Annotated in this window: 20 protein-coding genes and 2 tRNA genes; 14 read left to right on the top strand and 8 right to left on the bottom strand. The window is 69.6% G+C overall.

Annotated elements, in window-relative coordinates:
• Positions 1-48: 48 nt before the first annotated feature.
• The 11 genes from KAK07_RS16445 to KAK07_RS16395 all read left to right on the top strand — a co-directional run bounded on the left by KAK07_RS16445 (position 49) and on the right by KAK07_RS16395 (position 12600).
• Positions 49-2148 (top strand): TonB-dependent siderophore receptor, encoded by a 2100-nt coding sequence (locus tag KAK07_RS16445; protein ID WP_210861941.1) that lies wholly within the window; start codon positions 49-51, stop codon positions 2146-2148.
• 39 nt (positions 2149-2187) lie between these two features.
• Positions 2188-2263 (top strand) — tRNA-Asn (locus KAK07_RS16440).
• Positions 2264-2368: 105 nt separating this feature from the next.
• Positions 2369-2444: transfer RNA gene (locus KAK07_RS16435), tRNA-Asn, on the top strand.
• A 122-nt stretch (positions 2445-2566) separates the two neighbouring features.
• Positions 2567-4750, top strand: a complete 2184-nt coding sequence (locus KAK07_RS16430; RefSeq protein WP_210861939.1) for a C1 family peptidase — start codon at positions 2567-2569, stop codon at positions 4748-4750.
• Between the two features lie 140 nt (positions 4751-4890).
• A complete protein-coding gene (locus KAK07_RS16425; RefSeq protein ID WP_210853803.1) occupies positions 4891-5118 on the top strand; it encodes a sulfurtransferase TusA family protein in 228 nt (75 codons plus the stop codon).
• 2 nt (positions 5119-5120) lie between these two features.
• Complete coding sequence (locus tag KAK07_RS16420; RefSeq protein ID WP_210861936.1) at positions 5121-6227, top strand: YeeE/YedE family protein; 1107 nt, start codon at positions 5121-5123, stop codon at positions 6225-6227.
• Positions 6228-6304: 77 nt separating this feature from the next.
• Entirely contained in the window at positions 6305-7381 is a 1077-nt protein-coding gene (locus KAK07_RS16415; protein ID WP_210861934.1) for an efflux RND transporter periplasmic adaptor subunit, read from the top strand.
• A gap of 41 nt (positions 7382-7422) precedes the next feature.
• A complete protein-coding gene (locus KAK07_RS16410; protein WP_210861986.1) occupies positions 7423-10647 on the top strand; it encodes an efflux RND transporter permease subunit in 3225 nt (1074 codons plus the stop codon).
• A gap of 34 nt (positions 10648-10681) precedes the next feature.
• Positions 10682-11959, top strand: a complete 1278-nt coding sequence (locus tag KAK07_RS16405) for an NAD(P)/FAD-dependent oxidoreductase (RefSeq protein ID WP_210861932.1) — start codon at positions 10682-10684, stop codon at positions 11957-11959.
• 32 nt (positions 11960-11991) lie between these two features.
• Positions 11992-12216, top strand: a complete 225-nt coding sequence (locus tag KAK07_RS16400) for a YgaP family membrane protein (protein ID WP_210853799.1) — start codon at positions 11992-11994, stop codon at positions 12214-12216.
• Between the two features lie 93 nt (positions 12217-12309).
• Entirely contained in the window at positions 12310-12600 is a 291-nt protein-coding gene (locus tag KAK07_RS16395) for a metal-sensing transcriptional repressor (protein WP_210853798.1), read from the top strand.
• 32 nt (positions 12601-12632) lie between these two features.
• Here the strand turns inward: KAK07_RS16395 and KAK07_RS16390 are convergent, their stop codons facing one another.
• The 4 genes from KAK07_RS16390 to KAK07_RS16375 form a co-directional block, all read right to left on the bottom strand.
• Entirely contained in the window at positions 12633-12998 is a 366-nt protein-coding gene (locus KAK07_RS16390) for an ArsR/SmtB family transcription factor (protein ID WP_210853797.1), read from the bottom strand.
• Between the two features lie 90 nt (positions 12999-13088).
• Positions 13089-13436 carry a hypothetical protein gene (locus KAK07_RS16385; protein WP_247664403.1) on the bottom strand — a complete coding sequence of 116 codons (348 nt, stop codon included), beginning with the start codon at positions 13434-13436 and terminating at the stop codon, positions 13089-13091.
• Between the two features lie 9 nt (positions 13437-13445).
• Entirely contained in the window at positions 13446-13970 is a 525-nt protein-coding gene (locus KAK07_RS16380) for a TlpA disulfide reductase family protein (RefSeq protein ID WP_210861931.1), read from the bottom strand.
• Positions 13967-14845 (bottom strand): MBL fold metallo-hydrolase, encoded by an 879-nt coding sequence (locus KAK07_RS16375; RefSeq protein WP_210861982.1) that lies wholly within the window; start codon positions 14843-14845, stop codon positions 13967-13969. Before KAK07_RS16375 ends, KAK07_RS16380 begins: the two co-directional genes overlap by 4 nt.
• Positions 14846-15058: 213 nt before the next feature.
• Between KAK07_RS16375 and KAK07_RS16370 the strand changes: the two genes are divergently transcribed.
• The 3 genes from KAK07_RS16370 (at position 15059) to KAK07_RS16360 (ending at position 17872) form a co-directional block, all read left to right on the top strand.
• Complete coding sequence (locus KAK07_RS16370; protein ID WP_210853795.1) at positions 15059-15370, top strand: c-type cytochrome; 312 nt, start codon at positions 15059-15061, stop codon at positions 15368-15370.
• Between the two features lie 11 nt (positions 15371-15381).
• On the top strand, positions 15382-16656 hold the full coding sequence (locus KAK07_RS16365; RefSeq protein WP_210861929.1) for an NAD(P)/FAD-dependent oxidoreductase: 1275 nt from the start codon (positions 15382-15384) through the stop codon (positions 16654-16656).
• Between the two features lie 106 nt (positions 16657-16762).
• Positions 16763-17872, top strand: coding sequence for a YeeE/YedE family protein (locus KAK07_RS16360; protein ID WP_210853794.1), 1110 nt, complete (start codon positions 16763-16765; stop codon positions 17870-17872).
• A gap of 5 nt (positions 17873-17877) precedes the next feature.
• Here KAK07_RS16360 and soxB read toward each other — a convergent pair whose 3' ends face one another.
• From soxB to soxZ, 4 genes are all read right to left on the bottom strand, one after another.
• Positions 17878-19614: a thiosulfohydrolase SoxB gene (gene soxB, locus KAK07_RS16355; RefSeq protein ID WP_210861922.1), complete on the bottom strand. Its 1737-nt coding sequence runs from the start codon at positions 19612-19614 to the stop codon at positions 17878-17880.
• Positions 19615-19696: 82 nt separating this feature from the next.
• Positions 19697-20341, bottom strand: a complete 645-nt coding sequence (gene soxX / locus KAK07_RS16350) for a sulfur oxidation c-type cytochrome SoxX (RefSeq protein WP_210861920.1) — start codon at positions 20339-20341, stop codon at positions 19697-19699.
• An 18-nt stretch (positions 20342-20359) separates the two neighbouring features.
• Positions 20360-21181, bottom strand: coding sequence for a sulfur oxidation c-type cytochrome SoxA (soxA, locus tag KAK07_RS16345; protein WP_210861918.1), 822 nt, complete (start codon positions 21179-21181; stop codon positions 20360-20362).
• Between the two features lie 30 nt (positions 21182-21211).
• Positions 21212-21523: a thiosulfate oxidation carrier complex protein SoxZ gene (gene soxZ, locus KAK07_RS16340; RefSeq protein WP_210853790.1), complete on the bottom strand. Its 312-nt coding sequence runs from the start codon at positions 21521-21523 to the stop codon at positions 21212-21214.
• Positions 21524-21567: the final 44 nt, after the last annotated feature.

Here is a 21567-nt window from a genome sequence, read left to right as displayed (position 1 = left end):
CAGGTCTCCCGACCAAGCCGCCTGCGCCATCACTGGACCTGTCCACGTATGGCTGACACCACCGTTCTCCGCCGTTTCCGGCACACCCTGCCCGCCCTCGCTGCCCTGGCCGCACTCGGTGCGTCGGCGCAATCCACCCAGGTCACCGTCACCGGCCGCGCACCGCAGTTGCCGGCCGACGTGGCGGGTTTTGGCGACGTCCCTGCCGAGCGCACGCCCATCGCCACCGTCACCGCGGGCACCACCGCCCTGCGCGACCAGGGCATCGACACCCTGGGCGAGATCACCCGCCTGGACGCCAGCCTCGGCGACGCCTACAACGCCCCCGGCTACTGGGCGCAGATGCGGGTGCGCGGCTACGCGCTGGACAACCGCTTCAACTTCCGCCGCGACGGCCTGCCGATCAACGCCGAGACCGCACTGGGCCTGGAGAACAAGGACCGCGTCGAGGTGCTCAAGGGCATCAGCGGCATGCAGGCCGGCACCAGCAGCCCCGGCGGCCTGGTCAACCTGGTGGTGCGCCGGCCACGGGGTGACGCCACCACCGTGCTGCTCGGGGCCGCCGATGACGGCAGCCTGCGCGCCGCCGCCGACATCGACCGCCGCGTGGGCGAGGCCGTGGGCCTGCGCCTGACCCTGTCCGCCGACCGCCTGCGACCGCTGCTGCACGACACCGACGGCCAGCGCTGGCTGGCCGCCTTGGCCGGCACCTGGCGCCTGTCGGCCGACCAGACGCTGGAGGCCGAGGTGGAGCGCAGCCACCAGGCCCAGCGCAGCGCCGCCGCCTTCAGCCTGCTGGGCAGCACACTGCCCTCGGCGCAGACCATCAACCCGCGCATCAACCTGAACAACCAGTCCTGGGCCGGCCCGGTGGTGTTCGACGGCCACACCGCCAGCCTGCGCTACACCCAGACCCTGGTCGAGGGCTGGCGTGTGCAGGCCCACGCGATGACCCAGCGCCTGCGCACCGACGACCGCATGGCCTTCCCCTTTGGCTGCAGCAGCGAGAACACCTACGACCGCTACTGCAGCGACGGCAGCTTCGACGTCTACGACTTCCGCAGCAACGGCGAGCACCGCGACAGCAACGCCCTGGCGCTGCGCCTGGACGGTCAGGCCCGCACCGGCGACTGGACGCATGCCTTGGGTCTGTCGGTGCTGGCCACACGCTACCGTCAGCGCATGGGGGCGCAGGCCTTCAACTGGGCCGGCATCGGCACGATCGATGGCCAGGCCGTGGTGCCCGCATCGCCGGTGCCTGCCGATACCAACACCAACCGCGACGAGCGCAGCACCGAGTGGCAGTTCACCGACCGCCTTCAGAACGGCCCCTGGGGGCTGTGGCTGGGCCTGCGCCACACCGCACTGCAACGCGAGAGCGTGCGCACCGACGGCAGCCGCGCCACGTCCTATGACCAGGGCTTCACCACGCCCTGGCTGGCCGCCACCTGGCAGCTCACGCCGCAGGACATGGCCTACGCCAGCTGGGGCCAGGGCGTCGAGAGCGTGGTCGTGCCCAACCGCAGCAGCTACGGCGCCCAGGCCGGCCAGCCGCTGCCCGCGCTGCGCAGCCGCCAGGCCGAACTGGGCTGGAAGCATGAGGAGCGCGACTGGGGCACCTCGCTGGCCGCCTTCGACATCCGCCGCCCGGCTGTCACCGACACCGGCAGCGCCTACCTGATCGACGGTGCCGCCCGCCACCGCGGGCTGGAAGCCGCTGGCGAGACACGCTGGGGCGAGTTCAGCCTACGGGGCTCGGCGCTGTGGCTGCACGCCGTGCGCGAGGACGCCGCCGATACCGCGATCAACGGCCTGGTGCCCGAGAACGTCGCGCGCCGCGTGTTGCGCGCCCAGTTGGGCTGGCAGCCCGGCGCCCTGCCCGGCCTGCTGCTGCAGGGCTGGCTGTCGCACGAGGGTCCGCGCTACGTGCTGCCCGACAACAGCATCGAGAGCGGCGCCTGGACCACCGTGGGCCTGAACGCCCGCTATGGCTGGCGCGAGGGGGGCCGCGACTGGATCGCGCGCCTGGGCGTGGACAACCTGTTCGACCGCCGCGCCTGGCAGGAAACCCCGTTCCAGTTCGGCCATGCCTACCTCTACCCGCTGGCACCGCGCACCTGGCGCGCTTCAGTCCAGGTCAGCTTGTGAGAGTGCTGAAAATCTGCCTATAATCTCAGGCTTACCTGTTCCCCGATAGCTCAGTCGGTAGAGCGCCGGACTGTTAATCCGTAGGTCCCTGGTTCGAGCCCAGGTCGGGGAGCCAAACATGGCAACTGCTTCTTGCAACTGCCCAGGTTGGTGTAACTCAGGTCAGACGATCAAGACGCCGGTGTGCCACCGTATGCACCGGCCGACATCCAAGATCCCTTCCCCGATAGCTCAGTCGGTAGAGCGCCGGACTGTTAATCCGTAGGTCCCTGGTTCGAGCCCAGGTCGGGGAGCCAGACTGCCAAGCCCGTCGTGTCACCGCGACGGGCTTTTTCTTTGCGCCGGCCTCCCCAAGGCATCAGGGTGCACCGGTGACCGCGTTGCGCCTAGCATCAGCGCACGCCACCGGGAGACCGCCATGCCCACCAAGAACGTGCAGATCGGCCAGCGCGCCGTGTCGCTGGATGCCCGCCCCGACCGCCTGGACCTGCGCGACCGGCCTTATCTGCCACCGCTGGGCAACCTGCCCACGCAGTGGCCTACCGATGTCGATGTGCGCGAGTTGCTGCCGCGCTATGCGCCGCTGATCCTGGACCAGGGCCAGGAAGGCGCCTGCACCGGCTTCGGGCTGGCGGCGGCGATCAACTACCAGCTGTTCATCCGCGCCATGCAGGCGGGTGGCAGCGTCGAGCGCCAGGTCAGCCCGGCGATGCTGTACCAACTCGCGCGGCTGTACGACGAGTGGCCGGGTGAGGACTACGAAGGCTCGAGCTGCCGCGGTGCCCTCAAGGGCTGGCACCGACACGGCGTGTGCCGCGCCGCGCTGTGGCCGCACGGCACCGACAAGCAAGGCCGCCGCCGGCCCCCTGGGGAGGATGCCAGGCACCCCGACGACCCCGATCGCAACTGGGATGTGGACGCGCTGGCCTGCACGCTGGGCGTGTACTACCGGGTGGATGTGCGCTCGGTGGTCGACCTGCAGGCCGCCTTGCGCGAGAACGGCGTGGTCTATGTCTCGGCCACGGTGCATGAAGGCTGGGCCGTGCCCGCCCGCAAGACCCTCACCGGCCATGCCGATCTGGTGCGCATCCGCGCCGTGCCGCGCCCGAAGGATGCCGGCGGTCACGCCTTTGCACTGATCGGCTACAACGCCGATGGCTTCGTGGTGCAGAACTCCTGGGGCCCGGACTGGGGCTCGCACGGTTTTGCGCTGCTGCCCTACGAGGACTGGGTCACCCATGCCACCGATGCCTGGGTGTTCACACTGGGCGTGCCACGCCTGGGGCCGGCAGCGGCCACCGCTGCGCCCCGCAAGGGCAAGACCGCCGCGGCGGGCGCCGCACGCGCACGGCGCGCGCCCCGCTTCCTGGTGCCCGCCGGCACCGGCGCCACTGCGGCAGCCAACGAGCGCCCAGCCGGCCTGGTCGGCGCTGACGACGCCTTGACCCGCCGCTACCAGGGCCTGAAGAACCCCGCTCACCAGCCGCTGGACCCCGACCAGGCCTACCGCCATACGCTGGTGCTGGACCGCGGCTTTCCGGTACGCAACGACATCACCGCCGACAGCGCCGCAAGCGCCCTGGAGGCCGCCACGATGACCCGTCCGCTGGCCTGGCTGAAGGCCCAGGGCAGCGTCAAGCTGATGGTCTACGCCCACGGCGGCCTCAACAGCGAGGCCGACTCGATCACCCGCATCCGCGTGATGGCGCCCTACGCGCTGGCCAACGGCATCTACCCGCTGTTCATCAGCTGGCGCTCTGGGCCGATGGAAACCGTGTCGGACCTGGTCGAGGAGCAGATGGCCCGCTTCGGCCTGGGCAGCCGCGGCGGTGCTCCGGCCCGCGGCTGGCTGGACCGGCTGAGCGAGACCACCGACCGCATGCTCGAGCCCGCGCTGCGCGGGCCCGGCGGCGCGATGTGGGGCCAGATGAAGCTCAACGCCGAGCGCGCCAGCAGCGACGCCCAGGGCGGCGTGCGCCTGATGGTGGCGCAACTGAAGGCCCTGAAGGCGCAGATCCCGAAGCTGGAGATCCACCTGGTCGGCCACTCCGCCGGCTCGATCGTGCTGGGCGCCATGCTGGATCGCCTGCACGAGGCTGGCCTGGCCGCCGCCAGCCTGCGCCTGTTCGCGCCGGCCTGCACGCTGCGTTTTGCGCTGGACCATTACCGCCCGGCGGTGCAGCGCGGCACGCTGCGCGGGGACCGGCTGGCCCTGCATGTGCTGTCGGACGCCAATGAACTGAACGACAGCGTCGGTCCCTACCGCAAGTCGCTGCTGTACCTGGTCAGCCGGGCTTTCGAGGACGTGCACAAAATGCCGATCCTGGGCATGGCCAAGGCATTCGACCCCGGCTCGCTGGCGGCTGACATCTGGTCGCAGGACCGCCGCCAGGAGGTGCTGGACTGGCAGGCCTTCTGGAGCAGCCTGGGCCAGGGCCAGCCACAGGTGCTGAGCAAGCCCAGCGTGTCCAACGGCGTCAAGGGCATCGCGGCCTCGCACGGCTGCTTTGACAACGCGGTGGACATCTACGCCCAGGCGCTGGGGGCGATCGTGTCGCCGCAGGCGCCCGTGGCGGTGAAGGTCGAGCGGCTGGACTACTGACGCCCCGAGAGGCTCGCCCCGGCCGGTAGGTCTGTCAGCGGCGGCAGCCCCACGCGGCGATCGGCCGGGCACTTGCCCGACAATCGAGGCTGCCGCCCGCGGGCCGGATCCACGCCCCGCCGAAGACAGGATACCCACCGATGCATTTTGACCAGGACCTCGACGCCTGCGGACTCGCCTGCCCGCTGCCCATCGTGAAGACCCGCAAGTCGCTGGCCGGCATGGCCAGCGGCCAGGTGTTGCGCGTGTCCACCACCGACCCGGGCTCGCTGGACGACATCCCCACCTTCGCCGAACAGACCGGCAATCCCCTGCTGGAGCAGCGCAGCGAAGGTGACCGCTTCGTGTTCTTCCTGCGCAAGGGGTGAACATGTCGATTGAAAGCACGGTCGTCCTGGGCGGTCTGGTCTGCGCCATGGTGCTGGGCGCGGCCGCGCAGCGCAGCAACTTCTGCACCATGGGGGCCTTATCCGACATCGTCAACATGGGCCACTGGGGCCGCATGCGCATGTGGGCCTTGGCCATGGCCGTGGCCATGGCCGGCACGGCAGCGCTGTCACAGGCGGGCCTGATCGACCTGACCCAGGCGGTGGCGATGCGGCCCCGCCTGCCCTGGCTGTCCCTGCTGGTGGGCGGCGTGCTGTTCGGCGTGGGCATGACCCTGGCGGGCGGCTGCGCCAACAAGAACCTGCTGCGCGCCGGCAGCGGCAGCCTGCGCTCGCTGGTGGTGCTGCTGGTGCTGGCGGTGTCGGCCAGCCTGGCACTCAAGGGCCTGTTCGCCCAATGGCGCGCACAGTGGCTGGACCCGGTGGCGCTGGACCTGGCCGCGCTGGGCTGGAAGGACCAGGGCCTGCCGACTCTGCTGCAGCAGGCCACGGGCCTGGCGCCGCAGCAGGCCGCCCTGACCACCACCGGCGTGCTGGTGCTGGCGCTGCTGGTCTGGGTGTTTGCGGACCGGCGCTTCCGCAGCCAGGGCTGGCAGGTCCTGGGCGGCACGGTGATCGGCGCCTGCGTGGTGGCCGGCTGGTACGTCAGCGGTCATCTGGGCTATGGCGAGAACCCCGAGACGCTGGAGATGACTTACTTCGCCACCAACTCACGCGCGATGGAGTCGATGAGCTTTGTCGGTCCGCTGGCCTATGGCCTGGAGCTGCTGCAGCGCTGGACCGACCAGTCGCTGAAGATCAGCTTCGGCATCGCCAGTGTGCTGGGCGTGGTGCTGGGTGCGGCGGCGGTGTCGCTGGCCACCGGTCGCTTCCGCTGGGAGGGCTTTGCATCGCTCGATGACCTGCGCCAGCAGCTGGCGGGTGCGGTGCTGATGGGTTTTGGTGGCGTCACGGCGCTGGGCTGCACCGTGGGCCAGGGGCTCAGCGGCGTGTCCACGCTGGCCATCGGCTCCTTCCTGGCGCTGGCCGGCATCATCGCCGGTGCGGTGGCGACGCTGAAGTTCCTGCTGTGGCGGGCCGAGCGGGACTGAGGTCCCGCCACCCTCGGGTTTGACCTGAGGACAACCAGGGGTTTGATACCCTACGGTGTATCTGATACGATACCCATATGGGTATCAAGAACACCGCCGTTCCAAGCCGGCTCCGTCGCCGCCTGCTGCCTGCACTGGGTCTGGGCCTGACCGGTCTGCTCACCGGGGCCGCGATCGCCGCCACCCCGGTGCCGGTGATCCAGCTCAGCGCGGCCAGCGCCGGCCGCAGCCTGGAGATGTCCGCTACGATCGAGGCGCTGCGCCAGGCCACGGTGGCGGCCCAGGCCTCCGGCAACGTGCTGGCCCTTGGCGTCAAGGCCGGCGACCGGGTCAAGGCCGGCCAGTGGCTGGCCCGCATCGACGACCGTGAACCGGCTGCCGCGCTCAGCCGCAGCGAGGGCGGCGTGCTGCAGGCCGAAGCGGAACTGCGCAATGCCCAGGTCCAGGCCGAACGCACCCGCGACCTGCGCGCCAAGGGATTTGTCAGCCAGGCCGCACTGGACGTGGCCGAAACCCAGCTCAAGTCCGCCCAGGCGGGGCTGCAGGCCGCCCAGGGCGGGCGGCGCCAGGCCGCGCTGGCACGCGACTTCAGCACCATCACCGCGCCGTTCGACGGCGTGGTGCTGGCCACCCACCTGGACACCGGCGACCTGGCGGCGCCCGGTCGGCCGATCCTGACGCTGTACGCCCCCGGCGCGCTGCGCGCGGTGGTCCAGGTGCCAGCCTCGCGCTCCGCGGCCGCCCGCCAGGCCAGCGGACGGCAGGTGCAACTGCCCGACGGGCAGTGGGTCACGCCGCTGCGCAGCACCGAACTGCCCACCACCGACCCGGTCTCGCAGACCGTCGAGTGGCGCCTGGACCTGCCGGCCTCTGCCCAGGCCACGCCGGGCCAGAGCGTCAGCGTGCGCTTTGACGGCGCCCCGACTGAGCCCACGACGCGTGCGCTCCTCATTCCGGCCGCGGCGGTGCTGCAGCGGGGTGAGCTGGAAGCGGTCTATGTGTTGCGCGACCAGCGCTTCGTGCTGCGCGCCGTGCGCCTGGGCAGCCGCCAGGGCCCACAGGTCGAGGTGCTGGCGGGCCTGAAGGCAGGCGAGCAGATCGCGGCCGATGCGGTGCGCGCCGGCCTGGCCGACGCCACGCCCGCCGCACGCTGAGGACCGCCGCCGTGACCGATCCCCGACCCGCCGACGCACCCATGGGCATTTCCGGCCGCCTGGCCGCGGCCTTCCAGGCCAACGCGATCACGCCGCTGCTGGCGCTGGTGGCGCTGCTGCTGGGCCTGTTCGCCGTGCTGGTCACGCCGCGCGAGGAAGAGCCGCAGATCAACGTCACGATGGCCAATGTGCTGATCCCCTTCCCGGGGGCCAGCGCGGCCGACGTGCAGGCCATGGTGGCCCGCCCGGCCGAGCAGGCGCTGTCGCAGATCGCCGGCATCGAGCACACCTATTCGGTCGCCCGTCCCGGCGTGGCCGTGCTGACGGTGCAGTTCAAGGTGGGCGTGCCGCGCACCGAGGCGCTGGTGCGCCTGTACGACGTGCTCAACGCCAACCAGGACTGGCTGCCCGCCGGCCTGGGCACGATGACCCCGATCGTGCGGCCCATGGGCATCGACGACGTGCCGGTGCTGGCCGTCACGCTGTGGTCGGCCGACGCCCGGCCGGCGCTGGAACTGCAGCGTGTGGCCCACACGCTGGAAGCCGAACTCAAGCGCGTGCCCGGCAGCCGTGAGGTGCAGACCATCGGCAGCCCTGGCCGCGCGGTGGTGGTTGAACTCGATCCCTCCCGCCTGCGCGAGCGCGGTGTCGACCTGCAGCGGCTGCGCGACACGCTGTCCGCGGCCAACCTGTCGATGCCGGCCGGCCAGGTGGCGCAGGCCGGTGAGGATCGTCTGCTGGCGGTGCAGACCGGCGAATTCCTGCGCTCGGCCGAGGAGGTCGCCGACGTGGTGGTCGGTACCCACGCCGGCAAGCCGGTCTACCTGCGTGAGGTGGCCCAGGTGCGCGACGGCGCCGCCCAGCCCGGCCACCTGGTGTGGCACCTGCCGGGCGCTGCCCAGGGCGCCTCGGCGCCGGGGGCTGGCCAGGCGCTGCCGGCGCTGACGCTGACCGTGACCAAGAAGCCCGGCATGAACGCGGTGGATGTGGCCGCGGCCACCTTGGCCCGCCTGGACGAGCTCAAGGGCACGGTCATTCCCGAAGGCATCGAGGTCAGCGTCACCCGCAACTACGGCGAGACCGCGGCTGAGAAGGCCAACAAGCTGATCCAGAAACTGGCCTTCGCCACCGCGTCGGTGATCCTGCTGGTGGGCGTGGCCCTGGGTCGGCGCGAGGCGGTGATCGTCGGCGCCGCGGTGATCCTGACGCTGACGGCCACCCTGTTCGCCTCCTGGGCCTGGGGCTTCACGCTCAACCGGGTGTCGCTGTTCGCGCTGATCTTCTCGATCGGCATCCTGGTCGATGACGCGATCGTGGTGGTCGAGAACATCCACCGCCACCAGCAGCTGTTCCCCGGCCGCAGCCTGCGCGAGATCATCCCCGGTGCGGTGGACGAGGTCGGCGGCCCGACCATCCTGGCCACGCTGACCGTGATCGCCGCGCTGCTGCCGATGGCCTTCGTCAGCGGGCTGATGGGGCCGTACATGAGCCCGATCCCCATCAACGCCAGCATGGGCATGGCGCTGTCGCTGGCGATCGCCTTCACCGTGACGCCCTGGCTGGCGCTCAAGCTGATGAAGCCGCACCACGGCGACCATGCCGCCCTCGCACCCGTGGGCGTCGGTGCCCGGCTCGGTGGCGTCTTCGCCGCCCTGCTGGAGCCGCTGCTGGCCAGCGCCCGCAAGCGCTGGCTGCTGGTGGTCGGCATCGTCGGCGCGCTGGTGCTGTCGGTCGGTCTGGCCCTGGTGCAGTGGGTGGTGCTGAAGATGCTGCCCTTCGACAACAAGTCGGAGTTCCAGGTGGTGGTGGAGATGCCCGCCGGCACGCCGCTGGAGACCACGGCCGCCGCGCTGCAGGACATGGGCGCCTTCCTGGCCACCCAGCCCGAGGTCACCGACCTGCAGGCCTACGCCGGCACCGCCAGCCCGATCACCTTCAACGGCCTGGTGCGCCAGTACTACCTGCGCGCCGACGCCGAGCAGGGCGACCTGCAGGTCAACCTGGTCGACAAGCACCACCGCAGCGACAAGAGCCACGCCATCGCCCAGCGCCTGCGTCCGGCCCTGGAGAAGATCGCCGCCGCGCACGGCGCGCGCATCCAGGTGGTCGAGGTCCCGCCTGGTCCGCCCGTGATGAGCCCGCTGGTGGCCGAGGTCTACGGCCCCGACGAGGCCGGCCGCCAGGCCCTGGCCGCGCGCGTGGCCCAGGCCTTCCGTGCCACGCCCGACATCGTCGGCATCGAGACGACGCTGGAGGAGAACGCCCCGCGCGCCTTCCTGCGCATCCGCCGCCAGCGCGCCGAGGCGCTGGGCATTCCGGTGGCCGTGGTGGCGCAGACGGTGCAGGCCGCCCTGTCCGGGGCCGATGCCGCCTGGCTGCACGAGGACGGCGCCAGCAAGTACCCGGTGCCCGTGCGTCTGCAACTGCCGCGCAGCGCCCAGGTCGGGCTGGACGCCCTGCTGGCGCTGCCGCTGCGCGCTGGCAATGGCCAGCTGGTGCCGCTGTCCGAGTTGGTGCAGGTGCAGCGCGGGGTGATCGACAAGCCGCTGTTCACCAAGGACCTGCAGGGCGTGAGCTATGTGTTCGGCGACATGGCCGGTCGGCTCGATTCACCGCTGTACGGCCTGTTCAGCATCCGCCCCCACCTGGCCCAGGCCGCGCTGGAGGGCACCGGCGGCGTGGCCGAGTACTGGATCCGCCAGCCCTCCGACCCCTTCCGCAGCTACGCGATCAAGTGGGACGGCGAATGGCAGGTCACCTACGAGACCTTCCGCGACATGGGCGCCGCCTATGGCGTGGGCCTGATCCTGATCTACCTGCTGGTGGTAGCGCAGTTCCGCAGCTACCTGACGCCGCTGATCATCATGGCGCCGATCCCGCTGACCATCATCGGCGTGATGCCCGGCCATGCGCTGCTGGGCGCGCAGTTCACCGCCACCAGCATGATCGGCATGATCGCGCTGGCCGGCATCATCGTGCGCAACTCGATCCTGCTGGTCGACTTCATCGAGCTGCAGGTGGCCCAGGGCGTGCCCTTCGCCCGCGCGGTGGCCGAGTCGGCCCGGGTGCGCGCGCAGCCGATCGCGCTGACCGCGCTGGCCGCCATGATCGGCGCCTTCTTCATCCTCGACGACCCGATCTTCAATGGTCTGGCCGTGTCGCTGATCTTCGGCATCCTGGTCTCGACCGTGCTCACGCTGGTCGTGATCCCGGTGCTCTATTTCGCGGTCTATCAAGGCCGACACGTCCCCCAAGCCGCCACCTGAGCGGTCCCTTCACGCCTTCCGGAGACAAGACACCATGGCCCACATCGTCATCATGGGCGCCGGCATCGGCGGCATGCCCGCCGCCTATGAGCTGCGCGAACTGCTGCCCAAGGAGCACCAGATCACCGTCGTCAGCGCGGTGAGCTACTTCCAGTTCGTGCCCTCCAACCCCTGGGTGGCGGTGGGCTGGCGCCAGCGCGACGACATCGTGCTGGAGATCGGCCCGCTGCTGGCCAGAAAGGGTATCGCCTTCGTCCCGCAAGCGGTCACCACGATCGACGCCCCGGGCAACACGCTGACGCTGGCCGATGGCCAGTCGCTGAGCTACGACTACCTGGTGATCACCACCGGTCCGAAGCTCAGCTTCGACGAGGTGCCGGGCGCCGGCCCGCATGGCGGTCATACGCACTCGGTCTGTTCGGTCGACCACGCCCAGGCCTTCTGGCACGACTACGAGCAGTTCCTGAAGAACCCCGGCCCGATCGTGGTGGGCGCCATGCCCATGGCCAGTTGCTTCGGCCCGGCCTACGAGTTCGCCTTCATCGTCGACGCCGACCTGCGCAAGCGCAAGCTGCGCCACAAGGTGCCGATGACCTATGTGACCAGCGAGCCCTACATCGGCCACCTGGGCCTGGGCGGCGTGGGCGACAGCAAGAGCATGCTCGAGAGCGAGCTGCGCAACCACGACATCAAGTGGATCTGCAATGCCAGGACCACCAAGGTCGAGGCCGGCAGGCTGTTCACCACCGAGGTCGACGGCCTGGGCAACGTCTACAAGGAACACGAGGTGCCCTTCAAGCTGGCGATGATGCTGCCCGCCTTCAAGGGCGTGGACGCGGTGGCGGCGGTGCCCGGGCTGTGCAACCCGCGCGGCTTCGTCCTCATCGACGAGTTCCAGCGCAGCAAGGCCTACCGCAACATCTTCTCGGCCGGCGTGTGCGTGGCCATCCCCCCGGTGGAAACCACGCCGGTGCCCACCGGTGCACCCAAGACCGGCTACATGATCGAGACCATGGTCTCGGCCATCGCCCACAACATCGCCGACGAGCTGGCCGGCCGCCCGGTCACCGCCCAGGGCACCTGGAACGCGATCTGCCTGGCCGACATGGGCGACACCGGCGCCGCCTTCGTGGCCCTGCCGCAGATCCCGCCGCGCAACGTCAACTGGTTCAAGAAGGGCAAGTGGGTGCACCTGGCCAAGATCGCCTTCGAGAAGTACTTCCTGTCCAAGATGAAGTCCGGCAACTCGGAGCCGGTCTACGAGAAGTACGTGCTCAAGGCCCTGGGCATCGTGCGGCTCACCGACCGCTGACCCCCCCCATTCGTCATTCCAAGGAGCTTTCCATGACCATCGAACGCTGGATCCGCGTGATCGCCGGCACCTTCATCCTGCTGTCACTGGCGCTGGGCGTCGAGGGCAGCCCGCTGTTCGTCAGCCGCTGGGCCCTGGCCTTCACCGCCTTTGTCGGCCTGAACCTGCTGCAGTTCGGCTTCACCAACGTCTGCCCGATGGTCTGGTTCCTGCGCAAGGCCGGCGTGCCCGAATCGGCGGCCGCCTGCCCGCGCTGAGCCCTCCAGCCCTGCCTCTGACACCTTCTTTCGGAAGCGACGACAATGGCGGCCGTGACCACCTCCCAGGCTCCATCGCTGGAGCTGTGTGCCATGTCCCAGCTGACCGACGAGAAGAACCGCACCGACCTGCTCAACCGCCTCAAGCGCGCCGAAGGGCAGTTGCGCGGCATCCAGCGCATGATCGAGGAGGGCCAGCCCTGCCTGGACATCGCCAGCCAGATGGCGGCGGTGCGCAAGGCGCTGGACAGCACCTATGTGCGCATGACGGTGTGCTTCATGGAGCAGGAACTCGGCAACCGGCTGGGCGACAGCGCCAAGAACCGCAAGCAGCTGACCGAGGTGCTGGAAGAGGTGCAGACCCTGCTGGGCAAGGTGCGCTGACGGCCGTTAGCGTCGGCCCTCGGCGTCGACGCTCAGCGCACGCCCTGGGCCGGGCGCAGCCGCTGATCCGGGTCGACCGCGCTGTCTGGATCCATCTCGCTGGCCACCTGGGTGCACACCGCCCGGCACAAGGTGGCCACGCGTTCGCTCTGCAGGCGGTAGTAGATCTGGGTGCTGTCGCGCCGTTTGCCCACCACACCGGCCCGGTACAGGGTGGCCAGGTGCTGCGACATGTTGGGCTGCGTGGTCTCGATTTCCTCGAGCAGCTGGGACACGTTCTTCTCGCCGTTGCACAGGGCGCTGATGATCTTCAGGCGCACCGGCGTCGACAGCAGCGAGAACAGCTCCGCCACGGAGTCAAACACCGTGTCGGCGTGGAGGCTGGGATCCTGTGACATGGCGGGTCCGGGGGCAGTTGAGCGTCATTGTATCGGTATGCACTGATGCGCGCATGCAGCCAGCGCCAAGCCGCCCACGGGATGCTTCCCTCAGCGGCTGAACCGGTAATGCCGCTGGTTCAGGACCGCCGCCACCGCGGTCACTTCCTCGGGAAACATCTGCAGCTTGAGCTGGGTGTTGCAGCCCTCCACCATGCCGCGCAGCGCGCCGGCGTCGCGGATCCGGCCCTGGGGGTTGTAGATGTCCTCGCCCCCGCTGCCCCCCATGTGGCGGGTGTGGCACTCGGTGCAGCGGTGCTCGGCGATCAGCTTCGCGCCCAGGGCCAGGTCCGCCTCCTTGAAGATCTCCGGGACCGCCGGCTCGGCGGCGCGCACCAGTGTCAGCGCCAGACTGCCGACAGCGGCGATGGCCAGCAGGGCCGGGAAGAATCGCGGCATGAGGTCTCCTCAAAGGGGTCCGCTGGCGCCGGACGGCTGGGCCCAGCGCGCCAGACCCTGTACGTCATCGTCGCTCATTTCGCCTGGGATCAGTTCGCGAACCACCCCCTGGCCGTCGATCACCGCGGTGAAGGGCACGATGCGGCGGGCGGTGACCAGCGCGCGCAGTGTCGCCCCCTGCGCGGTGGCGGCGAAACCCAGGCCGTGGCGCTGCAGGTGTTCGCGCACCGCCTCGGGTTGATCCTGGGTCACGCCCAGCACCTGCAGGCCCTGACCGGCCATGCGCCGTGACAGCGTATCCAGGCGTGCGTTGTGGCGCTGGCAGTAGGGGCAGTCAAGGGTGAAGAAACTCAGCACCCAGGCCTGTCCCGCCCAATCCTGCGGACGCAGCCGCCGCCCGTCGAGCAGCGGCAGCGGTGGCGGCACCAGCCTGTCGCCGCGCTGCAGCGCCCGGGCCGGTGCGGCGCCGGCCAGGCCGGTGGCGGCCAGCGCCAGCAGCAGGCCCAGGCGACGACGAGCCGGCACGGCGTTCATCGCTGGCTGGACTCCATCAGCAGGTAGGTGTTGTAGGCGTTCATTCGGTTGGCGGCCTGGAACAGCGGCAGCTTCTCGAAGCGGCTCCAGTCGGTGGCGCGGTAGGCCTCGTCGAAGGGGTCCATGTTGCGGGCGGCCTCGCCCATGCGCTCGCGCAGGTAGACCAGGTAGTCCCGCGTGAGCTGCATGTCGGCGCGGGGCTCGGTGGACGCCGGCCCATGCCCCGGCACCACCACCGTCGGCTGCGCCGCCAGCATGCCGTCCAGGGCCTTGATCCAGCCCGCGCTGTCGGCCTGGCCGACAAAGGGCACACGCCCGCGGAACAACAGGTCGCCGGAGAACAGCACGCCGCGCTGCGGCACCGAAATGACCAGGTCCTCGGGCGTGTGCGACGGCCCGACCGGCCGCAGCACGAAGCGCGTGCCCCCGATGTCCAGCACTTCTTCGCGCAGGCTGCCGTCCAGCCCCAGCCAGCGATCGGCCGGCACCAGCCGGGTCTGTTCGTCGACCCAGGGGAACATCTCTTCGCGGCTGGACTGCAGGCGCAGCCGGGCGGTGTCGGACGCCAGGTACTCGCGGGCGCGCGCCTGGGCGACGATCTTCGCGCCCGCCGCCTGGAAGACCTGCAGGCCGTAGATGTGGTCGGCGTGGTAGTGGGTGACCAGCACATGCCGCACCGGCAGCGGCGTGATCGCGCGGATCTGCGCCAGCAGACGCTGCGCCAGCGGTGGCGAGCCCAGCGCATCGACCACCACGACGCTGTCGGCCGTGATCACGAAACCGGCATTCGAGATGAAGTTCTGATTGGCCGACGAGCCGAGCGCCGACTCGCCCTGCACGTAGTAGACGCCCTCGGCCACCTGCTGCGGCGCCATCTCGACGGTGACGGCCGGCGCCCCTTCGGCACGCAGGCTGCGCGGCAGCCAGCCCAGGGCCGCGCTGCAGCCGCAGCCCGCCAGAAAGTAGCGACGTGACGACTTCAGGGATAACACCACATCAGCAATCAATGATATTTCGGACACTATAAGTCCGACACCGCATGCGCGCCAAGCCCCGTGTGCGGCCCCCTGCCCCCGGAGACAACACCCATGACCCCACGCCCCCTGTTGGCGGCCCTGCTGCTGATGCTGGCGGTGCCGGCTGTCGCCAAGGACCCCACGACGCTGCGCACCCGCTCGCTGGCAGCCACCTGCGCCCACTGCCACGGCACCGACGGCCACGCCGTCCAGGGCGAAGCCCTGATCAAGCTCGCTGGGCTGCCGCAGGACTACATCCTGAGCCAGCTGATGGCCTTCCGCAGCGGCCAGCGGCCCGCCACCATCATGCACCAGATCACCAGGGGCTACTCGCAGGAGCAGCTCGAGACCCTGGCGGTCTATTTCTCCAAGCAGAAGCCCTGAGGGAGGTGCTCATGACGCAACGCAGACAACTCCTGGCCGGCCTGGTGGCTGGCAGCGCACTGGGCGTGGCCGGCTGCGCGTCGGTCGGCTCGGCGAACAAGGCCAAGGTGCTGGTGGTGGGCGGTGGCTACGGTGGCGCAACGGTGTCCAAGTACATCCGCCTGCTGTCCGATTACAGCATCGACGTGATGATGGTCGAGCCCAGCGCGGCCTTTGTCTCCTGCCCGGTGTCCAACCTGGTGATCGCCGGCATGAAGACCATGGCCGACATCACCAACCCCTACACCGGCCTGTCCAGCAGGCATGGCGTGCGCGTGGTGCAGGACAGGGTGGCCTCGGTCGATCCGGCCAGGAAGACCGCGACCCTGGCTTCTGGTGGCTCGGTGAGCTATGACAAGCTGGTGCTGGCCCCCGGCATCGACTTCATGTGGGAGCAGATCGAGGGCCTGCAGGCCGCCCACGCCGCGGGCGACGTGCTGCACGCCTGGAAGGCCGGCCCCGAGACGATGGCGCTGCGCCGGCAGCTCGAGTCGATGCGCGACGGCGGCGTGTTCGCCATCAGCATCCCCGAGGCGCCCTACCGCTGCCCTCCCGGCCCCTACGAGCGCGCCAGCGTGGTGGCGGCCTACCTGAAGCAGCACAAGCCCAAGTCCAAGGTGCTGATCCTGGACGCCAACCAGGATGTGACCTCCAAGGGCCCGCTGTTCAAGAAGGCCTGGGCCGAGATCTACGGCCCGATGGTGGAGTACCGGCCGCAGCACAAGGCGGTGTCGGTGGACGGCAGGAGCCGCACGCTGAAGTTCGACGTGCAGGACGACGTCAAGGCCGACGTGCTGAACGTGCTGCCGGTGATGCGTGCCGGCAAGCTGGCGGTGGACACCGGTCTGGCCAACGCCAACGGCCGCTGGTGCCATACCGACTTCCTGACCTTCGAGTCGACGGCCGCCAAGGACATCCACGTCATCGGCGACGCGATCCAGGTGGCCCAGGGCATGCCCAAGTCCGGCCACATGGCCAACTCGCACGCCAAGGTCACCGCCGCCGCCATCGTGGCCGAGCTGCAGGGCATGGAAGTCAACCCGCACCCGATGCTGACCAACGTCTGCATGAGCTATGTCGACGCCACCCACGTGATCCACGTGGCCAGCGTGCACGAGTACCAGGCGCCGAAGAAGAGCTTCTTCACGATCGGCGGCTCGGGCGGCGTCTCCGATGTGCGCTCCGACCTGGAAGGCCGCTACGCCGAGGCCTGGGCGAAGAACATCTGGGCCGACGTGCTCGGTTGACCGCGGCCGCGGTGCCCGGGCCTGACCAAGGTCAAGGGCCGGGCAGGGTCACGGGCTCATCATCGCCGCATCAGCACACACGGATGCGCCGCCGGACGAGCCCGCCATGTTCCTCGAATCCCTGATCGCCCAGGTGGGCGAGATGTGGGCCATCACGCTGGCCGGCGCGGCCATCGGCGTGCTGTTCGGCTTCTTCGCCCACCGCTCGCGCTTCTGCATGCGCTCGGCGGTGATCGAGTTTTCGCGCGGCACGCGCGAGGGCAAGCTGACCGTCTGGCTGTTCACCTTCTCCACCGCGGTGATCGCCACCCAGGCCTTCATTCTGGCCGGCTGGCTGGACGTGAGTGATGCGCGTCAGCTGTCGGCCCGCGGCAGCCTGTCCGGCGCCATCGTGGGCGGCGCGATGTTCGGCGCCGGCATGATCCTGGCGCGCGGCTGCTCCAGCCGCCTGCTGGTGCTGGCGGCACAGGGCAACCTGCGTGCCCTGCTCTCGGGCCTGGTGTTCGCCGTGACGGCGCAATCGGCGCTGTCGGGTCTGATGTCACCGCTGCGCCTGGAGATTGCCGGTTGGTGGACCATCGAAGGCGGCTCGGCCCGTGACCTGCTGGCCTGGCTGGGCTGGAACCACACGATCGGCGTCGTCTTCGGTGGCGTGTGGCTGCTGGCCGCGCTGGTGTGGGCCTGGCGCCAGCAGGTGCGCTTCTGGGGCTGGTTCGGCGCGATCGGCGTGGGCCTGATGGTGGCCGTGGCCTGGCTGACCACCTGGGCCCTGTCGCGCCAGGCCTTTGATCTGGTGATCCCGGTGCAGAGCCTGTCCTTCACAGGCCCGGCCGCCGACACCCTGATGCTGGTGCTCTCGCCACCCGGCCACGCGCTGAAGTTCGACCTGGGTCTGGTACCGGGCGTGGCCCTGGGCTCCCTGGTGTCGGCCCTGCTGTGGCGCGAGTGGACGCTGGAGGGCTTCAAGGATGGCCAGTCCATGCGCCGCTACATCGCCGGCGCCATGCTGATGGGCTTTGGCGGCATGCTGGCCGGCGGTTGTGCGGTGGGTGCCGGCGTGTCAGGGGCCGCGGTCTTTGCGCTGACCTCCTGGGTCACGCTGTGCAGCATCTGGGCCGCGGGCACCGTGGTCGATCACCTGCTGGACCGACCGCGCGATGTGCTGCCCGCGGCGCCGACCCTGGCCACCGGCAGCGAGAGCTACCCGCGGCCCTGACCCGGTCAGGCCACCATCCCCGGGTTGCCCTGCACGCCGACCAGCGACGGCGTGTTGATGGCCCGCGGCTTGACGCGGCCGCCCTGCGACTTCAGCCAGGTTTCGACCACGTCCCACACCGGCTTGTTGCCGGGCGCAGTGCGCGCTTCCTCGGCCACCGGCGCCCAGCCGGCCACCTTGTAGGTCTTGCCGGCGTCGATCGGCTTGCCCTTCAGGCGCATGTCGCTGATGCGGCTGCCCATCGCCGCGCCCGGGGTGCAGGTGTAGGTGAGGCCGCCCACGCGCACCATGTCGCCGCCCTGCTGGTAGTAGGGGTCGGGGTTGAACAGGTTGTCGCAGACGTCTTCCAGCACCGTCTTGATCATCTCGCCACTCATCTCGGTGAGGGTGGCGTAGGGGTAGGTGATGGCCAGTTGGTCCATCATCAGCTCGCGCGTGATGGTCTCGCCCGGCAGCAGCGAGGTGCCCCAGCGGAAGCCCGGCGAGAAGGCCAGATCGGCGCCCTGCACGTCGATCAGCGCATCGACGATCAGCTGGTCCCAGCTGCCGTTGAAGTTGCCGCGGCGGTACAGCAGGCCTTCGGTGACGGCGAGCTTCTCGTTCAGCTTGGTCTCGTAGGGATCGCGAATCTTCCTGATCAGCGCCGCCATCGCCGGATCGGCCTGCAGCTGGTTGGCGAAGACCGGCAGCAGGCGGTAGCGGAAGTCCACCACCTTGCCGCCCTTGACGTCGAAGTCCATCAGGCCGAGGAACTTGCTGTTCGAGCCCGCATTGGTGACCAGCGTGGTGCCGCCGGCGTTCTTCACGGGAATGGCCACCGGCACGCCGTCATGCGTGTGGCCGCCGAAGATGGCGTCGATGCCGCGCACCCGGCTGGCCATCTTCAGATCCACATCCATGCCGTTGTGGCTGACCACCACCACCACCTGCGCCCCCTTGCCGCGGGCTTCGTCCACCATGGCCTGCATGTTCTCGTCCTGGATGCCGAAGCTCCAGTCGGCCACCATGTAGCGCGGGTTGGCGATCGGCGTGTAGGGGAAGGCCTGGCCGATGATGGCGCAGGGCACGCCATTGATCTCGCGGATCACATAGGGCTTGAAGACGGGGTCGCCGAAGTCGGTGGTCTTGATGTTCTGCGCGACGAAGTCGACCTGGCCCTTGAAGTCCTTGTTGACGATCTCCTGGACGCGCTCCATGCCGTAGGTGAACTCCCAGTGGCCGGTCATCACGTCCACGCCCAGCAGCTTGCAGGCGTCGACCATGTCCTGGGCGTTGGTCCACAGCGAGGTGGCCGAACCCTGCCAGGTGTCGCCGCCATCGAGCAGCAGCGCGCCCGGGCGGCTGGCCTTGAGCTGCCTGACCAGCGTGGCCAGGTGGGCAAAGCCGCCGACCTTGCCGTAGCGGCGCGAGGCCTTCTCGAAGTCGAGGCAGGTGAAGGCGTGCGACAGGTCGGTGTCCGGACGCGCACCAAGGGTCTTCAGCAGATGCTCGCCCACCAGGTGCGGCAGTTGGCCCTTCATGCCGCCGATGCCCAGGTTCACGCTGGGTTCGCGGAAGCGGATCGGCATCAGCTGCGCATGGCAGTCGGTCATGTGCAGGAACGAGACGTTGCCAAACCGGGGCACGTCGTACAGGCCCTTCTGCGCCGTGGCCGCGTCGGCCTCGGACCATCGGCCCAGGCCCATGCCGGCCACCGAGGCCGCGCTGAGCACCTGCATGAATTCGCGCTTACTGATATTCATCGGGGAAGCTTCCAAGGAAGGAGCCCGCGCACCCCGAGGGTGGTGCGCGGACGACGACGACACGGAAAAAACCGGGGGCGGCCTACTGCGCGTTCACCGGCGAGGTGGGGTCGAGCAGCAGCGCCATCAGGTGCTTGAGTTGCTGCTCGTTCAGCAGCTTCTTGTGCCCGAAGCGCGGCATGTTGGAGCAGGCGTTGTAGGCCCAGGCATTGTTGAGCTTGCCCCAGGTGTACTGCACCATCGCCTGCGCCTCCGGGGCGGTCGGGTTGGCCACGCCGCGCAGCTTGCCGAACTGGTACAGGCTGGGGCCGATCGTGCCGTACGAGATCTCGGCCTTGCTGATCTGGTGGCAGTTGTAGCAGTTGGCGCCGTTGGCCGATGGGTCGGCCGACTTGTCGGTCCAGGTCATGCCACGGCCGTTCTGGGCCAGCTTCTCGCCTTCGCGCCAGTCGCCCAGGTAGGCGCCGTCGCTGGGTGGCTTGATCGTCGCCAGGGCTTCGGCCTCGATGGCCTTGGCCTGCTCGGGCGTGGGCGCCTGGCCGGTGGAGCAGGCGGCCTGACCGGCGTCCTGCTCCAGCCGGTCGAGCTTGGCGATGCCCTCGTCGCGGAACGAGGACTTCAGCATCGCGCTGAACTGCGCCTGCAACTCGGCCGGACTGGGTGCACTGGCGCAACCAGCCAGAGCGACGACGGCGACAGCGGCCAGCAGCGGGGTGGTTTTCTTCATCACGGGTCTCCTGCTGGATCAGCGCTTGATCGCCGGTGCGATCGACTCGGCACCCTTGGCGTTCACGCCCATGTACACGCCCAGGGCGATCGTCACCTCGGAGGCGAAGCCCGGGTACGGGAAGCGCTGCTGGCGGTAGCAGTCGTTCAGGCGGCGCTGCATGCTCCACATCTCGCCGCTGGAGACGCGGTAGGCCGGCCAGGCCGCGAAGCCGACCCCATCACCGGGGTTGCCGCGCAGATCGGGCAGGTCCTGCAGGCGGATGCGCTTGCCGGCCTCGCCGTGGCAGGTGGCGCAGGCGAAATCCATCGGCCCGCCGCGGAAGAAGAAGGCCTTGCGGCCCATCGCGTACATGCGCTTCTCTTCGGCATGGGCCTGCGGCAGGTTCATCTTCAGGCCGCGCGACTCGGCCGAGATGTAGGCCGCCAGCGCCTCCATGTTGGCCTGCTCGCCCTTGCCAAAGGGCGTGGCTGCTATCGCCTTGGCGTCCAGCCCCTGGAGGGTCTCCATGCAGGTCAGCAGGCGCGACTCCAGGTCCTGCACGCGGCCGGTGTCGGCGAACCAGCGCGGCAGCTCCACCCAGGCGCCCTTGATGACGCCCGGCCCCTTGCCCAGGTCACACCGCTCGAGCGACGCGTTCTTCGGGCCGCGAGCCTTCTTCCAGAGGTCTTCACCCTTGGCTTCGAACAGCTCGGCGGGATTGCCGTCGGCCAGCATGGCACGGTATTCGGCGATGCCGTCGGCGGCCGACTTCTGGGCCTGGGCGCCGGCGCCCAGCGCCAGTGCCAGGGCCGCGAGGCTCAAGCGGATCGTGTGGGACACGGTGTCTCCTGGGGACATGGATGGAAGGGTCGCGCGCGGTTGCGTGGCTCAGGACACGGTGGCTTCGTCCGTGCGCTTGTCGCCCTTGTTGTCGGTCCAGGTGACGGCCACCTTGTCACCGGCCTTGGCGCCCTTGACGCTGAACTGCAGGAAGGGGTTCTTCGACACCGACGGGCCCCACTGGGCGCTGAGCACCGGCTTGCCGTTCAGGGTGGCACTGACTTCCTGGATGAACCAGGCGGGGATCACCTTGCCGGCGCTGTCCTTGCGCTGGCCGGTTTCCATTTCGTGACTCATCAGCACGCGCACAGTGGTCTTGTCGCCAGCGGACTGGGCGCGGATGCGCATCGGATCTGCCATGGTGTGTTCTCCTGGATTGCTTGGATTCGCTGGAAGGGGGACTG

The organism is Ideonella alba, assembly GCF_018069875.1.
Taxonomy (GTDB): Bacteria; Pseudomonadota; Gammaproteobacteria; order Burkholderiales; family Burkholderiaceae_C; genus Ideonella; species Ideonella alba.
The sequence above is the reverse complement of the archived record's forward strand: the minus strand, read 5'-3'. Positions and strand labels throughout refer to the sequence as shown.